Source organism: Myroides odoratimimus, assembly GCF_038039805.1.
GTDB lineage: Bacteria > Bacteroidota > Bacteroidia > Flavobacteriales > Flavobacteriaceae > Flavobacterium > Flavobacterium odoratimimum_B.
Genome location: NZ_JBBPHK010000008.1, coordinates 35,464 through 52,420, shown reverse-complemented (window position 1 = coordinate 52,420; position 16,957 = coordinate 35,464). Strand labels below are relative to the sequence as shown.

The following is a 16,957-nucleotide window of genomic DNA, read 5'->3' as shown; positions in this document are numbered from 1 at the left end:
ATATTTGCAAAATATAGGCTAGGTAGATTCTTTAATTAAAAGAATGTAAGAGCCTTAGAATCTAGATTATATGATTATTGAAAGTGGTTTCAATACTTCTAATGGGCATATAATCCAATAAACTTTGATATAACGAAGATGAAGAACATTAGAAACTTTTGTATTATTGCTCATATTGATCATGGTAAAAGTACGTTAGCTGATAGATTACTAGATGCTACACAAACTGTAACTGCCCGTGAGCAACAAGCTCAGCTTTTAGATAGTATGGACTTAGAGCGTGAAAGAGGGATTACTATCAAATCTCACGCGATCCAAATGGAATATACTCATAAAGGTGAGAAATATATACTTAACTTAATTGATACCCCAGGACACGTAGACTTTTCTTATGAAGTTTCTAGGTCTATTGCAGCGTGTGAAGGTGCGTTATTGATTGTTGATGCTGCTCAGAGTATTCAGGCTCAGACTATTTCTAACTTATATTTAGCATTAGAGAATGATCTAACGATTATTCCTGTATTGAATAAGATTGATTTACCAAGTGCTAATCCAGAAGAGGTAAGCGATGATATCGTAGACTTATTAGGATGTGACTATGAAGAAATTATTCCTGCATCAGGTAAAACTGGTTTAGGAGTAGAAGATATCTTAGAAGCGATTATCGAGAGAGTTCCTGCACCTAAAGGAAATCCTGAGGAGCCATTACAAGCATTAATATTTGACTCTGTATACAACCCATTCCGTGGTATTGAGGTAATATTCCGTGTGGTTAACGGTACGATTAAGAAAGGTCAGAAGATTAAGTTCATGGCTACTAATAAAGAGTATTTCGCAGATGAAATCGGAACGCTTAAATTAAACCAAGTAGCTAAACAAGAGATTAAAACAGGAGACGTAGGTTACTTAATCTCTGGTATTAAAGAAGCAAGAGAAGTAAAAGTAGGGGATACTATCACAGATGCAAAAGAACCTACTCAGAATATGATCGAAGGGTTTGAGAACGTAAAACCAATGGTATTTGCGGGTATCTATCCTGTAGACACAGAAGATTATGAAGAATTGCGTAACTCTATGGAAAAGTTACAACTTAACGATGCTTCCTTAGTTTTCGCAGCAGAGAGTTCTGCAGCTTTAGGTTTTGGTTTCCGTTGTGGTTTCTTAGGAATGTTACACATGGAGATTATCCAAGAGCGTTTAGAGCGTGAGTTTAACATGACAGTTATTACTACTGTACCTAACGTTTCTTACTTGGCATATACTAAGAAAGAACCAGATACACCTATTATAGTAAATAACCCTTCTGATTTACCAGAACCATCTAAATTAGAAAGAGTAGAAGAACCGTTTATTAAAGCGACTATTATTACTAAAGCTGACTTCGTTGGACAAGTAATGAGCCTTTGTATTGATAAACGTGGTATCATTACTAATCAAACTTACTTAACAGAAGATAGAGTAGAGTTAATGTTTGATATGCCATTAGCAGAGATTGTATTTGACTTCTATGATAGATTGAAGACTGTATCTAAAGGATATGCCTCATTCGATTATTCTCCTATTGGTATGCGTACTTCTAACTTAGTGAAAGTAGACGTAATGCTTAATGCTAACGTAGTGGATGCTTTATCAGCATTAATGCACGCTGATAACGCTTATCATATCGGTAAGAAGATGTGCGAGAAATTAAAAGAACTTATCCCACGTCAGCAGTTCGATATTCCTATTCAGGCTGCTATCGGAGTAAAAGTTATTGCTCGTGAAACTGTAAAAGCACTTCGTAAAGACGTAACAGCTAAATGTTATGGAGGGGATATCTCTCGTAAACGTAAATTACTTGAAAAACAGAAAGCAGGTAAAAAGCGTATGCGTCAAGTAGGAAACGTAGAAATCCCACAAGAGGCATTTATGGCTGTATTAAAGTTAAATGACTAAACACAGTTTTTAAAATATTTAATGAAAAGACTATCAACATTGGTAGTCTTTTTTTTTGATTCAAAATGTAAATAGATTAGACTAATATACTATATGAAAAAAACGTTGTTCATATTCACATTACTTGTATTAGTAGGGTGTAAAGAAACAAAAGAGGAAGAAGTGATTCCTGAGATTAAACCTTCTACAGAAGAAGTGATAACTGAGACAGAAGAAGAAAAACCTGCTCTAACAGTACATGGAAAGGAAGAAAACATTGTTCTAGATATTCTTATTCCTAGATATTACGACAAGGATTTTCACCAAGAAGAATTCAATAAGGTTAATGATAAATGGTTAGCTTTTGAGGAAAAGAACGGTCTTTTTCAAGTCGTAAAAGCAGATTATGCCATCAGCGAAGAGATGAATGAGTGTACAGAAAGTGAGCAACTAGGTATCTTTTCTACCGGTCCAGTGGAACCTATTTTCTTTTTAGGGCCAAATGCAATGATTAAGAAAGGGACTAAGACTGCTCTAAATATTAAAGAACAGCCGTTATGGCCTGATGCTCCACAAGAGTATCTATTTAATGGGAAACAGTATATTCTGAGAGCAGAAGGTAAGCAGGTAGACTCTTATGACTATACAGATGATAGTGGTAAGACTAGAAAATATAAGAAATATAAAGATTATAAGTTATATCTAACAGTAAATGGGGAGGCAGAACAGTTAATCCTAGATATCCCAAGCTTTAATGACACCTTCGTACAGCTATTGTTTGTAGGGGATTTAGACGGTGATGGTAACTTGGATTTTGTGTTCGATACTTCACCTGAGTACGAGATACAGTCTGTAGAAGTGTACTTATCTAAAGGGGCTCAGCATTTTATCTATTTAGCAGGAGCTATATCTGTAGACTTTAGTTGTTAGTCAAGGTACTATTGTATATAAAATAAAAAGCCGATTGAGTAATCAATCGGCTTTTTATTTAGAGCTTATTTACTTTATTTTTTAGTAAAATCACCGGCATAGATTGTTGTGAATTTAGAAGGCTGCAAGTATTTTTTAGCAGCGTCATTCACTTGTTTTACAGTTAGCTTTTCTATCTCAGCATTTAATTTGTCATGATCTGTAAATGGAGTTTCGTATAACAGGAATAGAGAAGATAAATACATTAAGTATCCATCGTTACCTAAATTCGTTTGTCTTGCGTTCTTCCATGAAGATTTGTTAGCAGTTAATTCTTCTTCAGTAATACCAGAAGCAATTAATTTATTAAATTCTTCATTCATAGCTTTTTCTACATCTGCACGTTTAGTAGGGTTCATAAACGCATAGATCGTCCAAGAAGCATTTACACTTTTAGAATCACTAGGTACACTTAATGAAGTACCAGCACCATAGCTAATACCTTCTTTTTCGCGTAAACGTTGAGGTATACGGGCAGTCATAAACCCACCTCCCATTACTTCATTTGCAAATACTAATGCAGCATAGTCAGGATTTGATTGATTCATCTCAAAGTTTAGCTTACCTACAGCTACAGCATTTTCTTTGTCTGGAGTTTCGAACACTTCTTTTACTTGTTTAGTATCTACAAACTTTGGATATGCTTTTTCATATTTAGCTTTACTATTAAAGTTAGCGAAAGTATTCTCTAGTAATTTATCCACAGCTTTTTTGTCCTTCATACCTATTACAGTAGCAATACCGTTATTAGCACCAAAGAAATTCTTGTGGAACTCTTTAATCTCCTCTAGTTTAATTTTCTTGATACCATCAATGTCTTCCTGAGTTGATGGAGTGTAGAAGATGCTTCCTTTTTCCTCTTGCTCTGTTAATTGATTGATTTTATTAAAAGCAATAGCTTGAGGGTCGCTTAATTTAGACTCTAAACTTGTAATATAATCTAGTTTTAGTTTTTCTAATTCTGCATCTGGATAAATAGGATTAGTCAATAAATCCTTAAGAATAACCATCGTTTCATCTATTGTGTTTCGGTATGATGATACTCCTATGTTAATGTTCTGACCACTAAACCTAACTGATATAGTTGACTTTAATTGATCTAACTTATCTTTTATTTGTTGTTTAGTCATAGTCTTTGTACCTGCATTTAATAGACTTGCCGCAAAAGAACCTATATATTGTTTATTAAGTAAGTCTTTCTGATTACCTACAGGTAATGTCATGCTTATTTGTACTTTCTCACCTTTGATATCCTTATCTATAATACCATATTTAAGTCCATTACTAAGTTTAGCAGTAGAGTAGTTCTTCTGTAAGTTAGCAATAGATGCTTCGAATGGTCTTAATTCTTCAGCAGTCTCTTTTCCTTTATAGTTTTCTACTAGCGCCTTAATATCCTTATCTAAGAACTCTGTTGGCTTTACTCTTGTTTCATCTTTAGAAGGAATAAACATACCTACAGTACGATTATTATCTTTAAAGTACTTCTTAGCTACTCTATTGATATCTTCTAGCTTTAAACTCTCCACATTATCTCTGTATAGATTAGCAAGACGATAGTCTCCTGCCCCGATAATCTCTGTTAAGTTAATAGCAGTTCGGATAGTATTGTTCTTTAAATCCTCTAGACCTTTTGAGATTCGAGTTTTAGCTCTGTCTAAGTCTTCTTGTGTATATTTAATAGTTTCTATTTTAGCTAATGCTGTCTTGATATCTTTTAGCGTTTCCTTTTGATCCTTATCAAGTGGAATATCAAAGTTAAACAAGATAAAACTCGCATCTCTTACTGTAGGACTGAATGAGTATAGTGAAGACACTTTTTTAGTCTCTACTAAGTCTTTGTACAAATATCCAGAAGGATCATTGGTCAGTATAGATTGTAATGCTACAAGTGCTGCAAAGTCTTTATCTGCATACGATGCTGTGTGATACAATGTCTGTATGTGCTTAGAATCACCTGCACGTCTTACTTCTACAAACTTTTCACCATCCTGAGCAGGCTCTACAGTTAGGATCTCATCTAGTACACGTTTTGGTTTAGGAATGACAGAGAAGTAATCCTCTACATATTTTAATGCTTTAGCTTCATCAAACTTACCCGCTATTACTAGAGTCGCATTGTCTGGTTGATAATATTTCTCATAGAATCGTCTTAATTGTGGTGCCTTAACACGCTCGATATCTTCTTTTGACCCGATAGTACTTAGTCCATAATTATGCCATAAGTAAGCTGTATTAATTGTTCTTTCCATTAATACTCTACCAGGATTATTCTCTCCTATCTCAAATTCGTTGCGGACAACAGAGAATTCTTTGTCTAAATCTGATTGAAGTATAGTAGCGTTGATCATACGATCTGCTTCCATTTCTAATGCCCATGCTAGATTCTCATCAGATGCAGCAAATATCTCATAGTAGTTTGTACGGTCATACCATGTAGTCCCTTGGGCTTGACCACCTTTGTCTGACAGCATTTTTTTGATGTCTCCCAGCTTTGTAGTACTTTTAAAAAGCATGTGTTCTAATAAGTGAGCCATACCCTTTTCGCCATATCCCTCATGTTTAGATCCTACATTGTATACGATATTGACGATCACATTATTCTGAGTCGCATCTGGAAGTAGTAGTACCTTCAGTCCATTAGACAGTTTGTACTCTTTAATGTCTTCAACAGAAGTTACGAAGGTTGGTTTTTCTTTCTGTTGTGCATAAGCGTAATCTGCAGCACTTATTGTCAATGCAAACATAAGTGTGTACACTATTTTTTTCATAAATCAGTAATTAAGGTTAATTGTTATAAATATAGAATATTAATTCTAATAAACTGAAAATATGATAAATAGGGATGCTAAAATATTTGAATAGTATTAGAAAAAATAAGGCTACTCTATCAAGAGTAGCCTTATTTTAGTAATTATGCTTATACTGATCGATATGACCTAGTAGCGTCTGCTTATCCATATATCCAGACTGTTTCCACAGTAGTTTACCTTTTCTAAAAAGCATTAGTGTAGGCACACCTCTCATCTGGTATTGTGTACTATATTGGGTGGTAAGAGCAGTATTTTTATCTACATCTATCTTGATAATAGAGATGTCATCCTGTAGCTCTTTTTTTACTTCCTCCAGTACAGGAGCTAGCATCTGACATGGACCACACCACGTAGCGAAGAAATCAACTAAAGTTAACTGATCTCTATCGATTAACTCTTGAAAATTACTCATTGTATTATTGTTTAGTTGTTGGACATGTTGCTGTACAGCTACCTCCTTCTTGCAATGGGATAGTTGTATTCTTAATCGCACCAAAACCTCCGATTACATCGATCATATTGTGGTATCCTCTAGCTTTTAAAATAGAAGCAGCGATTAATGAGCGGTATCCTCCTGCACAGTGGATAAAGAATTTACCTTCTGTTGGGAAGTCAGCGATGTTCTCATTGATATAATCTAATGGAGAATGAGTCAAGTTTTTATAGTTGATATGAGCAGAGTTATACTCTCCTGGTTTACGCACATCTACTACCTTGATATCCTCATTAGCTATTTTATCAGCTAGTTCTTCTGCTGTTACTTGTTGTACTGTATCGTATTCAAATCCTTCTGTTTTCCAAGTAGAGAATCCTCCTTTTAAGTATCCTAGCGTATTGTCATATCCTACACGAGATAGACGGATCACAGCTTCTTCTTCACGTCCTTCAGGAGTGATTAATAAGATTGGCTGTTTGATATCTGTGATTAATGCACCTACCCATGGAGCGAACTGACCGTCTAATCCGATAAAGATAGCCCCTGGTATATGACCACTAGCGAAGTCTGCAGCAGAGCGTACGTCTAATAATAATGCACCAGACTCTTCTGCTAAAGCTTGAAACTCTGTTGGAGTAAGGGCTTTGTTATTATTGATGATAGTTTCTACATTCTCATATCCTTCTTTATTTAACTTCACATTTAGTGGGAAGTATGCAGGAGGAGGTAGTAGACCGTCTGTCACTTCTTTTACGAATTCTGCCTCAGTCATATCAGCACGTAGTGCATAGTTCGTTTGTTTTTGGTCTCCTAGTGTACCGACAGTTTCTTTGCTTAAATTCTTTCCACAGGCAGACCCAGCACCATGAGCAGGATATACGATAACGTCATCTGCTAATGGCATGATCTTCGTACGTAAACTATTGTATAATGTAGCTGCTAATTGCTCTTGAGTCAAGTCAGCCGCTTTCTGAGCTAAGTCAGGACGCCCCACATCTCCTAAGAATAATGTATCTCCACTGAAGATAGCATGATCTTTTCCATTCTCATCTTTTAGTAAGTACGTAGTACTCTCCATCGTATGCCCAGGAGTGTGTAATGCTGTGATCGTGATATTTCCTATTTTAAAGACCTCTCCATCTGTAGCGATATGCGCTTTAAATGTAGGGTTAGCATTTGGCCCATATACGATAGGAGCATTCGTTTTCTCAGCTAATGTAACGTGTCCACTCACGAAGTCTGCGTGGAAGTGTGTTTCGAAGATATATTTAATCGTCGCATTATCTTTAGCCGCTCTGTCTAAGTAAGGTTGTACCTCTCTTAGTGGATCGATGATAGCAACCTCTCCGTTGCTCTCTATATAGTAAGCTCCTTGAGCTAAACATCCTGTATAAATTTGTTCTATTTTCATGTTGTAATTTATTTCTTTGTTTGAAGTAAAAGTAAGAAGATGTTTTTAAAATGACAGTAACTTAGGTTACAAACTATAAAAACACTTCCTTAATTAGTATATAAATAGCCATGATCAGTACGAAATAACCAAAGCTCTTTTTTAAATTTTTGTCAGGGACATACCTCGTTAAATAGATCCCGATGAAGATCCCTATAATAGATATTCCGCTAAAAGTGAGTAGCATCGCCCAGTCCATAGCCGTATGACCTAGATCACCTAAGAATCCTATTAAGGACTGTATAGCCACGATACACAATGAAGTGCCGACAGCCTGTCTCATAGGCATCTTGGCAAATAAGACTAAGGCAGGTATGATTAAGAATCCTCCTCCAGCACCTACTGTCCCTGCTAGTAGCCCGATCAAGATACCCTGTAGTACTAACCCTGATAAGGCAGGTTTAGCATCTTGTATCTCTATCTCTTTTCTTGGTCTGATCATCTTAGTGGCAGAAGTGAACATCACTAAGGCAAATAAGATCATGAGCACAATATTCTTATCTATACTCCAGCTGCCGATAGATATCACATCTGGTACGAGTGGGAGTAAGTAGGCTCTCGTGATAAATACTGCGATAACAGAGGGTATCCCGAAGAGCAATACTGTTTTTAGATCTACTTTCTTATCGATATAGTTTTTTATACCTCCTACTAGAGAAGTAGATCCTACTATGAATAGTGAGTATGCAGTAGCTATGAAGGGCTCTACCTTCATGATATACACAAGGATAGGCACAGTGAGTATAGACCCACCACTACCGATAAGACCTAGTGATATCCCGATGAGTAAGGCTAGAGCATACCCTATTAATGCTGTATAATCCATATCTGTACTTAAGGCTTAAGTAGCTCTATATACTTTCTATTGAGCTGTATAATACCTTCGTTTTCTAAGGTTTTTAGTATTCTAGAGATTACTACTCTAGATGTATTTAGTTCGTCAGCTAATTCTTGATGTGTATTGTTGATAAAGCGGCTATTGTATATTTTCGCTTTACTTCTCAGTAAGTTGCACAGACGTTCTTCCATATTCATAAAAGCTAGACTGTCTATAGCCGTCAGCATTTCGTTCATACGGTTGTTATAACTGTTGAGTACGAAGTTTCGCCAAGTCTTATATTTTACCAGCCATTCATCCATTTTTCCTACTGGGACTAGTACTACGCTACCATCGCGCTCTGCTATAGAGCGCACCTGACTCTTAGTCTCCCCTAAGCAGCAGGTCAGAGTCATCGCACAGGTATCGCCCTCTTCTATATAATATAGCACGATCTCTCCTTCTCGCTGATCTTCTCTGATGATTTTGATAGCACCTTCTAGGAGTAGAGGAATCTTCTTAATGTACTCTCCTATCTCCATCAATTTCTCTCCCTCTTTAAAGTCTTTTATAGTGGATACCTCTATGATCTCGTCTAGTAGTTTTTCTTCAAAGATAGAGCGGTACTTATTTCGTATGATATGTTCCATAAAAGAATAAACAAATGAATTAATGGTTCTAAGTTACTTTATCGAGACAATATATCAAAAGTATTCGTTCCTTTAATCCATATTGTTTATTAATGAGGAAGCCATCTTCTGATCAGTCCATAGAACCAAGTCCCTAATAATGCTCCGATGATGGCAATCAAAATAGGTAAAAAACCTGCTCCAAATAAGGCAAACATAGGTCCTGGACAAGCGCCTCCTAGTGCCCATCCTAATCCGAAGAAGATTCCTCCTATTAGATAGCGAGGTACACTCATCTCTTTTGGGGTAAACTCTATTGGGGTACCAGACAGGTCTTTAATATTCTTTTTCTTGATAATATAGGTTGCGATAACAGCTATGGTTAATGCTGTTCCCATAATACCATACATGTGGAAGCTGTCGAACTGGAACATTTCATATATTCTGAACCATGAAGCCGCTCCAGATTTAAACATTCCTATCCCGAAAAGCATCCCGACTAATAAATAGGCTAATTTTTTCATTGTATCTTATTGATATAAATATTGTTAATCATTTGTATTAAAAAATAAAAGGGAACAGCAGGTGTACCATAATTAACCCTCCTATAAAGAAACCAATTACTGCTATTAAGGAAGGCAACTGTAGATTACTCAGTCCGCTGATCGCATGTCCTGATGTACATCCTCCTGCATATCTAGAGCCAAAGCCTACGAAGAACCCTGCTACTAGTAGTAGTCCGATAGATTTGATAGAACCGAATACTTCATTAGAGAATAGCTCTGTAGGTATATATGCCTTGCCAGCACTTTCTATACCTAGTGTATGTAGCTTCTCTATCGTCTTATCGGCTAACGGTATCGCTGCAGGCTCTACACTCAAGTAGTGATATGCGATAAATCCTCCTAGTATGGTTCCTACCAAAAAGAGTAAGTTCCAGGTCTGTGCCTTCCAGTTAAAACAGAAAAAATCACAACTCTTACCTGCTCCCATCATAGAGCACATGGTGCGCAGATTAGAGGAAAAACCAAAAGATTTGCCCATTAATAAAAGTAATATAAGTGTAGTAGCGATGAATAAACCTCCTACATACCAAGGCCATGGGCCATATATCCATTCCATAATATTTAATTTAATAAGACAAAGTTCTCGATTAAAATTGAGAAGAAATGTAACCTAGGATACAGAGAACTTCTTTTTTGTGTTTATACAAGATATAATGTAGGGCAAACCTATAGAAGCCTAAGAGTAAGTATTGAGGATGTTTAGCATTCTCATTAAAGGAGAATAGTAGGTATATAAAAGAAGAATTATTGGGCAGAGGTACTGCTATGTCCACTATTATCGGGTTATTGTCCTATTATTGTCCAAGGGAACGCTTCTAAACCCTTATTTTACTGGGATTAAGGGCAATGTAGTTATAAATGTATCATAGGAGTGTTAAGGGGTTATTGTTTTGTATTTTAGGTAGTTATGGTTTTTTTGATGAAGAAAAAAAGGATGTGATTTTTTGATTAAATTGTCTTTGAAGGTGGTTTTTGTGGTATTCTTTTTAAAAAAGTAGGTAATAAAAGTTTTTTTAGGGTATAAACAGGAGTTTATTTAGGCTGAAAACAAAAAAAAGTAATTTCTTTTTTTGAATGTATAGGTTTTGACCTGAATAGAATCTTAAAGAGAATAGTGGCAAAAGTTTGTGAGAGTTTATTAGTCGATATGAGTGGTTTTTAGTAGTTTTATAGAACTTAAAAAATAGAACCCAAAACTTAAAAATAGATATACTTATGAAAAATACAAAGCACAACGTTGTATTTCAATTAAACACAGACAACATTAACGAACAGAATGCACTAATGACTTATGTAACTAATGTTAGAAATCACTGGAAAGAGGATGTAACAATACAAGTAGTAGTGCATGGACCTGGTATCGGAATGCTTAGAAAAAGCAAGACGATGGTAGGAGAACCTCTTAAGGCAGTGATGCAAAAAGGAATACAATTCTTTGCGTGTGAGAATACAATCAACGCTCGCAAAATAGACAAATCAGATATTATCGAGAATGTAGGATTCGTTCCTTCTGGATTAGTTTATATCATCGAAAAACAAGAAGAAGGTTGGTCTTATATAAAATGTAATTTTTAAGATTTTATATAGATAGAGAGTGGTATGACTCTCTTTACCTTTGTGTATCAAATAAGGCAAAATAATGAAATTTAATACGGATGCGTTCTGTTCATTCATTGGGGCAGACATTATAGGTAATAGTAAGAATGAATATATAGATATTTCGAATATATCCGTAGACAGCAGGTCATTACAGAATGATAAGCACACTTTATTTTTTGCATTAAAAGGGAGTAATCATGATGGACATGATTATATCGAAGAATTGGTAAATAAAGGAGTTAGATATATCGTCATCTCTGACCAGACTAAAGTACGTACTATAGAAGGAGTGCTTTTCTTTAAGGTTAATAATACATTAGCTGCACTTCAGGGTGCAGCTATTTTTCATAGGGATCGTTTCGGATTTCCGGTTATAGGCATTACTGGTAGTAAAGGAAAGACAGTCGTAAAAGAGTGGCTTAACTATCTGCTGAGTGAAGAGTATAAGATCATCAAGAGCCCTAAGAGTTATAATTCTCAGACGGGTGTTCCGCTATCTGTATTTGGGATAGAGGAGAAGCACAACTTAGGTATCTTCGAGGTCGGAATTTCTACTGTGGGTGAAATGGAGAGACTTACTAAGGTGGTCAAACCTACTATAGGTGTTTTTACAGCACTTACAGAAGAGCATGGAGAAGGATTTCACTCCTTAGAAGAAAAAGTGAGTGAGAAAGCAATACTATTCCAGGATGCTGAGGTGGTTATCTGTGAGCAGAATGAGTTGTTACTACAATACTTCAGTCCTATTACCTCTGTGTATACTTGGAGCCTGATAGATAAGTCAGCAAAAGTCTATGGAGAGCTTCATTCTTCTACTCTTATGGTATCTATTGATCAAGGAGATTCGTACTCTGTAGAACTTCCATTTACAGATGATAGTTCTGTGCGTAATATCATGACTTGTATTAGCACGATGTCTTATTTAGGGTATGACTCAGAGAAGATAGCACAGCGTATACAAGGACTCTATCCTGTAGAACTGCGTATGCAGGTAAAGAATGGTGTGAATAACTGTACGATAATAGATGATGCGTATAATGCAGATTATCAGTCGCTATCTATCGCTCTGGACTTTCTAGAAAAGCACAAGGTAAGTACATCTAAGACTGTGATACTATCTGACATGTTTAAGAGTGGATATGAGGAAGGAGAGATATATGGTCAGCTAAAAGAACTGTTGTCTACACATCAGATAACTCGTGTGATCGGCATAGGGGAGCATATAAGTAAGTACTTAGTCGGAATGACAAATACTTATCTGTATAGAGATACAGAAGAGTTTTTACAAAAAATATCGGTAGAGGACTTTAGTGATGAAAATATTTTAGTCAAAGGAGCTAGAGGATTCCGCTTTGATAGGATTGTCACGATGTTAGAGAAAAAAACACATGAGACTGTACTAGAAGTTAATCTTACTGCGATGTGTCACAATCTTAATTTTTACCGTTCAAAGCTAAAGCCAGAGACAAAAGTGATGGTGATGGTCAAGGCATTTGGGTATGGTAATGGTAGCTATGAAGTAGCAAAACTCTTAGCTCATGAGAAGGTAGATTACCTAGGAGTAGCCTTTGCAGATGAGGGGATAGAATTGCGCAAAGCTGGTGTGAATACTAAGATTATAGTGATGAATCCTGAGATTAATGCTTTCTCAGCAATGATAGCGTATGATCTAGAGCCAGAGGTGTACTCTGTACGTGAGCTCAATGCATTCTTAAAGGTAGCTAGAGAACGCAACTGTTATGAATATCCTATCCATATCAAGTTGGATACAGGGATGCATAGACATGGTTTCTTGACAGAAGATATAGATGAGCTAATAGATGTACTTAGACATACTAATGTAGTTGAAGTCAAATCTATATTCTCACATTTGTCATCAAGTGATATGCCAGAGTATACAGACTTTACGCTAGGGCAGATAGAGATGTTTACTCATAATTCAGATAAATTAATACGAGAATTAGGGATTAACCCGATACGCCATATTCTGAATACATCAGGTATTTTTAATTTTTCTGAATATCAATTTGATATGGTCCGATTGGGAATAGGACTGTATGGAGTAGGTAATGATAGAGAAGAAATGCAACAATTGGCTAATGTTAGCACACTTAAAACTCGCATTATGCAAATCAAAGAAATCAATGATAAAGACAGTGTAGGATACGGTCGAAGATTTCGTGCAGAAGGCAAAACACGTATCGCAACAGTACCAATAGGATATGCTGATGGAGTACATCGCTCATGGGGACCTGTGGGCTATGTGTTGGTAAATGGGCAAAAAGCGGAGATTACAGGATCTATATGTATGGATATGTTAATGATTAATGTGACAAATATAAATTGTCAAGAAAATGACGAAGTAATTATTTTTGGTAAAGACTTACCAGTCAATATTATAGCTGAGAAAATAAAAACAATACCATATGAGATTTTAACGAGTATTGCACTTCGCGTTAAAAGAATTTTTTTTATAGAGTAAAAAAGTTATATTTTTAACACTTCAAAACTTAAACAATCAAGATTATGGGATTTGTAAAAGAATTTAAAGAATTCGCTGTTAAAGGGAATGTAATGGACCTTGCAGTAGGGGTTATCATTGGGGGAGCATTCGGTAAAATCGTTACAAGTGTTGTTAACGACGTTATTATGCCTATTGTATCATCTATTATTGGTACACCAGACTTTACTAATATGTATTTAGTGCTAAAAGGTGATGCACCAACTGGAGCGTCCTTGACAGCAGCGAGAGAAATCGATGGAAATGTTGTATTCGCTTACGGTAGTTTCATCACAGAAGTAATTAACTTTACTTTACTTGCTCTATGTGTATTCCTTTTGGTTAAAGGAGTTAACTCATTGAGAAAGAAAGAGGAGGCAGCACCAGCTGAACCAGCAGGACCACCAGCTCCAACACAAGAAGATCTTTTAGCAGAAATCAGAGATTTGTTAAAGAAACAATAATATTACGGTTGTGATAATACCAAAAAAGCCACTCATTCGAGTGGCTTTTTTTGGTAGATTAAGGAAGAGGTCGTTACGGTTGAGTAAAATGTTTTTTAAGATTTTTTATTATTCAAGTATATTTGTCTGAGTAATTAATAGATATAGATAAGATGCCTTTAGTAAAAGAAATCAAAGGAGAAACTTACAAGGTTTTAATATGGAAAGTAGAAGAGAATCTTGAGGAGCTGATGAATGGTGTTGTTCTACAAGAGCGTTCTTCTGAGCGATTAAAAGGGATGAAATCTGAAGTACACCAAAAGGGATTTATGGCAGTCAGACAGTTACTGCGCTATGGAGGATATAGTGATGATGACTTATGTTATGATACAAATGGTAGACCTAGTCTTAGTGATGGTTCATTTATTTCTATTTCGCATTCGTTTGAGTATGCTAGTATTATCATCGGCAAGGAGAATGTGGGGATAGATGTAGAGATGAAGCGCGATAAGATAAAGCGTATAGCAAATAAGTTTTGTAATGAAGAAGAGCTAAACACAGTTTTAAATTCTTTGGATGAGATTGATGCATTGACAGAGATATGGTGTGCGAAAGAAGCCATGTTTAAGATGTGTGAATCACGCAGTCTAAGCTTTAAAAAAGATATGCAGGTAGAACTTAAAAAGAATAAATGTTTTGTTAATAATGAGGTTTTTAATCAAGAATTCAAGTATAAAGCAGTGGAATTAGATAACTTTATGTTGGTTTATGCATTAGAGTCTTAATGCAATAGTAATTTTAAAAAGATAATTAGTACTTTTGAAAAAAATATAGATAATGGAAAATAATTTTAAAAATGTTGATTACACGCTTCCTGTAGCTATGGAATCTGAAGTAGTAAGAGCACAGTTTTATAAAAAGACTTATGCTACTTTAGCAGCAGGGGTATTAGCTTTTATTGTATTAGAAGCTATCATGTTAAACACGCCTTTCATTGTAGAAGGGATGTTTACTATTATTGGGATGGGTAAGTTCTCATGGTTGATCGTGCTAGGTGCCTTTATGGGGATCACTTGGTATGCGCAGAAACTTGCTGATAACTCAGTAGATAAGAAGGTTCAGTATGCTGGACTATTTCTATACGTATTAGCAGAGGCATTTATCTTTGTGCCTATTTTATATATCGCTATGTCTATGACTAATGACCTTACTCTGATTTCTCAGGCAGGTATTATGACATTGGCTTTATTTGGAGGATTGACAGGAGTAGTATTTAGCTCTAATGCTAACTTCTCTTTTATGAGATCTATCCTTAGTATTGGATTCTTCTTAGCGTTGGGTACTATTATTTGTGGTATGATCTTCGGATTTAACCTTGGGTTATGGTTCTCTTTAGCGATGGTAGCTTTAGCTTCTGGATCGATCTTATACTCTACATGGCAGATTAAAAATGAATACGCAGCTAACCAACACGTACCAGCTGCTCTATCATTATTTGCTTCGTTAATGTTACTTTTCTGGTATATTCTGAGAATTGTAATGAGTAGAAACAACTAATTAGAAAGATATATTATACTTTTGAACCGCATTCCATGAAGAGTGCGGTTTTTTATTTTAAGTGTATTTGTTATGATTGACTTTTTTTTTGGAGCATATAGAGAGGCTAGTATGCTTCAGATAGTATTAGAATCAGTAGTGTTTATCTTTGGGATTATGAGTGTATGGTATGCAGGTAAGGAGAACATCCTTGTCTATCCTACAGGTATTATCGCTACAATTATCACTGTTTACTTACTCTATGTGATAGGATATTATGGAGACATGATTTTGAACGGATATTACTCTATCATGAGTGTTTATGGGTGGTATAATTGGTCTAGACAGAAAGACGGAGATACTCTTCTAAAGATTAGTCGTACGAACACTAGTGAGAAGATAAAGGGAGTTATCATATTCGCAGTTACACTTGTGATCATCTATGGCGTATATCACTTCTCTGGCAAAGAGATCCTACCTGAGAACTATATAGATATTATCACATCAGGTATCTTCTTCACAGGAATGTATTATATGGCCTTAAAGAAGATAGAGAACTGGACACTGTGGATCATAGGAGATATTATCTCTGTTCCGCTATATGCTTATAGAGGATATGGGATATTAGCAGTACAATTTGCTATCTTTACAGTATTAGCTATTATGGCTTATATATCGTGGTATAAAACAATAAATAGAGAAAAATGCTTAGAGAAATAATAGAAAGAGAACTGACATTTAAGGCTGTACGCAGTAGTGGAGCTGGTGGTCAGAATGTAAATAAAGTATCGTCTAAAGTGGTTCTGTCTTGGGACTGTCTAAACTCTCAAGGAGTAACAGAAGAAGAGAGAACACTGCTATTAGAACGTCTGAAGAATAGATTTAATAAAGAAGGCGTACTTATTCTAGACGCAGATAATACACGTAGTCAGGTTAAGAATAAAGAGATTGTGATTGATCGTTTCTTTCAGTTATTAGCGATAGGACTACACATCGAGAAAGAACGTAGAGAGACAAAAACTCCGCGTAGAGTATTGCAAAAAAGAAAAGACAATAAACAACAGAATTCTTTAAAGAAAGCCTTGAGAAAGAGAGTGTTTTAACCAAAAAGGTGTTAAACATCTCTTCTTCTTAGATATAGTTGTTTTTCTCTTGAAAAACAGCCTATATTTGCATTATAAATCTCAAAGGGGTGCCATACGGCTGAGATCATACCCATAGAACCTGGGCGGGTAATGCTGCCAAGGGAGTATATACAGTTCATTCTAGAACTGTTATGGACTAG

The 16,957-nt window shown here is 35.8% G+C and carries 16 protein-coding genes; 9 read left to right on the top strand and 7 right to left on the bottom strand.

The features are described from left to right. Window positions 1–138: 138 nt before the first annotated feature. Window positions 139–1,935, top strand: coding sequence for a translation elongation factor 4 (gene lepA / locus AABL85_RS08135; RefSeq protein WP_041894583.1), 1,797 nt, complete (start codon window positions 139–141; stop codon window positions 1,933–1,935). A gap of 93 nt (window positions 1,936–2,028) precedes the next feature. Then, a complete protein-coding gene (locus AABL85_RS08130) occupies window positions 2,029–2,844 on the top strand; it encodes a hypothetical protein (RefSeq protein ID WP_341309753.1) in 816 nt (271 codons plus the stop codon). A gap of 74 nt (window positions 2,845–2,918) precedes the next feature. Here AABL85_RS08130 and AABL85_RS08125 read toward each other — a convergent pair whose 3' ends face one another. From AABL85_RS08125 to AABL85_RS08095, 7 genes are all read right to left on the bottom strand, one after another. Then, the gene (locus AABL85_RS08125) at window positions 2,919–5,654 is read right to left on the bottom strand and encodes a pitrilysin family protein (protein ID WP_341309752.1); all 2,736 of its coding nucleotides are present in this window, start codon (window positions 5,652–5,654) and stop codon (window positions 2,919–2,921) included. 136 nt (window positions 5,655–5,790) lie between these two features. Beyond that, a complete protein-coding gene (gene trxA / locus AABL85_RS08120) occupies window positions 5,791–6,108 on the bottom strand; it encodes a thioredoxin (protein ID WP_006259770.1) in 318 nt (105 codons plus the stop codon). A 4-nt stretch (window positions 6,109–6,112) separates the two neighbouring features. Further along, window positions 6,113–7,543: an MBL fold metallo-hydrolase gene (locus AABL85_RS08115; protein ID WP_341309751.1), complete on the bottom strand. Its 1,431-nt coding sequence runs from the start codon at window positions 7,541–7,543 to the stop codon at window positions 6,113–6,115. A 73-nt stretch (window positions 7,544–7,616) separates the two neighbouring features. Beyond that, window positions 7,617–8,408 carry a sulfite exporter TauE/SafE family protein gene (locus tag AABL85_RS08110; RefSeq protein WP_341309750.1) on the bottom strand — a complete coding sequence of 264 codons (792 nt, stop codon included), beginning with the start codon at window positions 8,406–8,408 and terminating at the stop codon, window positions 7,617–7,619. Between the two features lie 8 nt (window positions 8,409–8,416). Beyond that, complete coding sequence (locus AABL85_RS08105) at window positions 8,417–9,049, bottom strand: Crp/Fnr family transcriptional regulator (protein WP_286414165.1); 633 nt, start codon at window positions 9,047–9,049, stop codon at window positions 8,417–8,419. An 89-nt stretch (window positions 9,050–9,138) separates the two neighbouring features. Further along, window positions 9,139–9,552, bottom strand: a complete 414-nt coding sequence (locus AABL85_RS08100) for a DUF6691 family protein (RefSeq protein ID WP_341309749.1) — start codon at window positions 9,550–9,552, stop codon at window positions 9,139–9,141. A 37-nt stretch (window positions 9,553–9,589) separates the two neighbouring features. Beyond that, window positions 9,590–10,150 (bottom strand): YeeE/YedE family protein, encoded by a 561-nt coding sequence (locus tag AABL85_RS08095; protein ID WP_341309748.1) that lies wholly within the window; start codon window positions 10,148–10,150, stop codon window positions 9,590–9,592. A 659-nt stretch (window positions 10,151–10,809) separates the two neighbouring features. Between AABL85_RS08095 and AABL85_RS08090 the strand changes: the two genes are divergently transcribed. From AABL85_RS08090 to arfB, 7 genes are all read left to right on the top strand, one after another. Further along, the gene (locus AABL85_RS08090) at window positions 10,810–11,169 is read left to right on the top strand and encodes a DsrE family protein (protein ID WP_073144096.1); all 360 of its coding nucleotides are present in this window, start codon (window positions 10,810–10,812) and stop codon (window positions 11,167–11,169) included. A 64-nt stretch (window positions 11,170–11,233) separates the two neighbouring features. Continuing rightward, window positions 11,234–13,675 carry a bifunctional UDP-N-acetylmuramoyl-tripeptide:D-alanyl-D-alanine ligase/alanine racemase gene (locus AABL85_RS08085; RefSeq protein ID WP_341309747.1) on the top strand — a complete coding sequence of 814 codons (2,442 nt, stop codon included), beginning with the start codon at window positions 11,234–11,236 and terminating at the stop codon, window positions 13,673–13,675. 44 nt (window positions 13,676–13,719) lie between these two features. After that, entirely contained in the window at window positions 13,720–14,157 is a 438-nt protein-coding gene (mscL, locus tag AABL85_RS08080; protein ID WP_286414175.1) for a large conductance mechanosensitive channel protein MscL, read from the top strand. A 152-nt stretch (window positions 14,158–14,309) separates the two neighbouring features. Next, window positions 14,310–14,921: a 4'-phosphopantetheinyl transferase family protein gene (locus tag AABL85_RS08075; protein ID WP_341309746.1), complete on the top strand. Its 612-nt coding sequence runs from the start codon at window positions 14,310–14,312 to the stop codon at window positions 14,919–14,921. 49 nt (window positions 14,922–14,970) lie between these two features. Continuing rightward, the gene (locus tag AABL85_RS08070) at window positions 14,971–15,693 is read left to right on the top strand and encodes a Bax inhibitor-1/YccA family protein (RefSeq protein ID WP_286414352.1); all 723 of its coding nucleotides are present in this window, start codon (window positions 14,971–14,973) and stop codon (window positions 15,691–15,693) included. 72 nt (window positions 15,694–15,765) lie between these two features. Next, on the top strand, window positions 15,766–16,392 hold the full coding sequence (gene pnuC / locus AABL85_RS08065) for a nicotinamide riboside transporter PnuC (protein WP_341309745.1): 627 nt from the start codon (window positions 15,766–15,768) through the stop codon (window positions 16,390–16,392). Beyond that, the gene (gene arfB / locus AABL85_RS08060; RefSeq protein ID WP_006259754.1) at window positions 16,377–16,775 is read left to right on the top strand and encodes an alternative ribosome rescue aminoacyl-tRNA hydrolase ArfB; all 399 of its coding nucleotides are present in this window, start codon (window positions 16,377–16,379) and stop codon (window positions 16,773–16,775) included. Before pnuC ends, arfB begins: the two co-directional genes overlap by 16 nt. The last annotated feature ends 182 nt before the right edge of the window (window positions 16,776–16,957 follow it).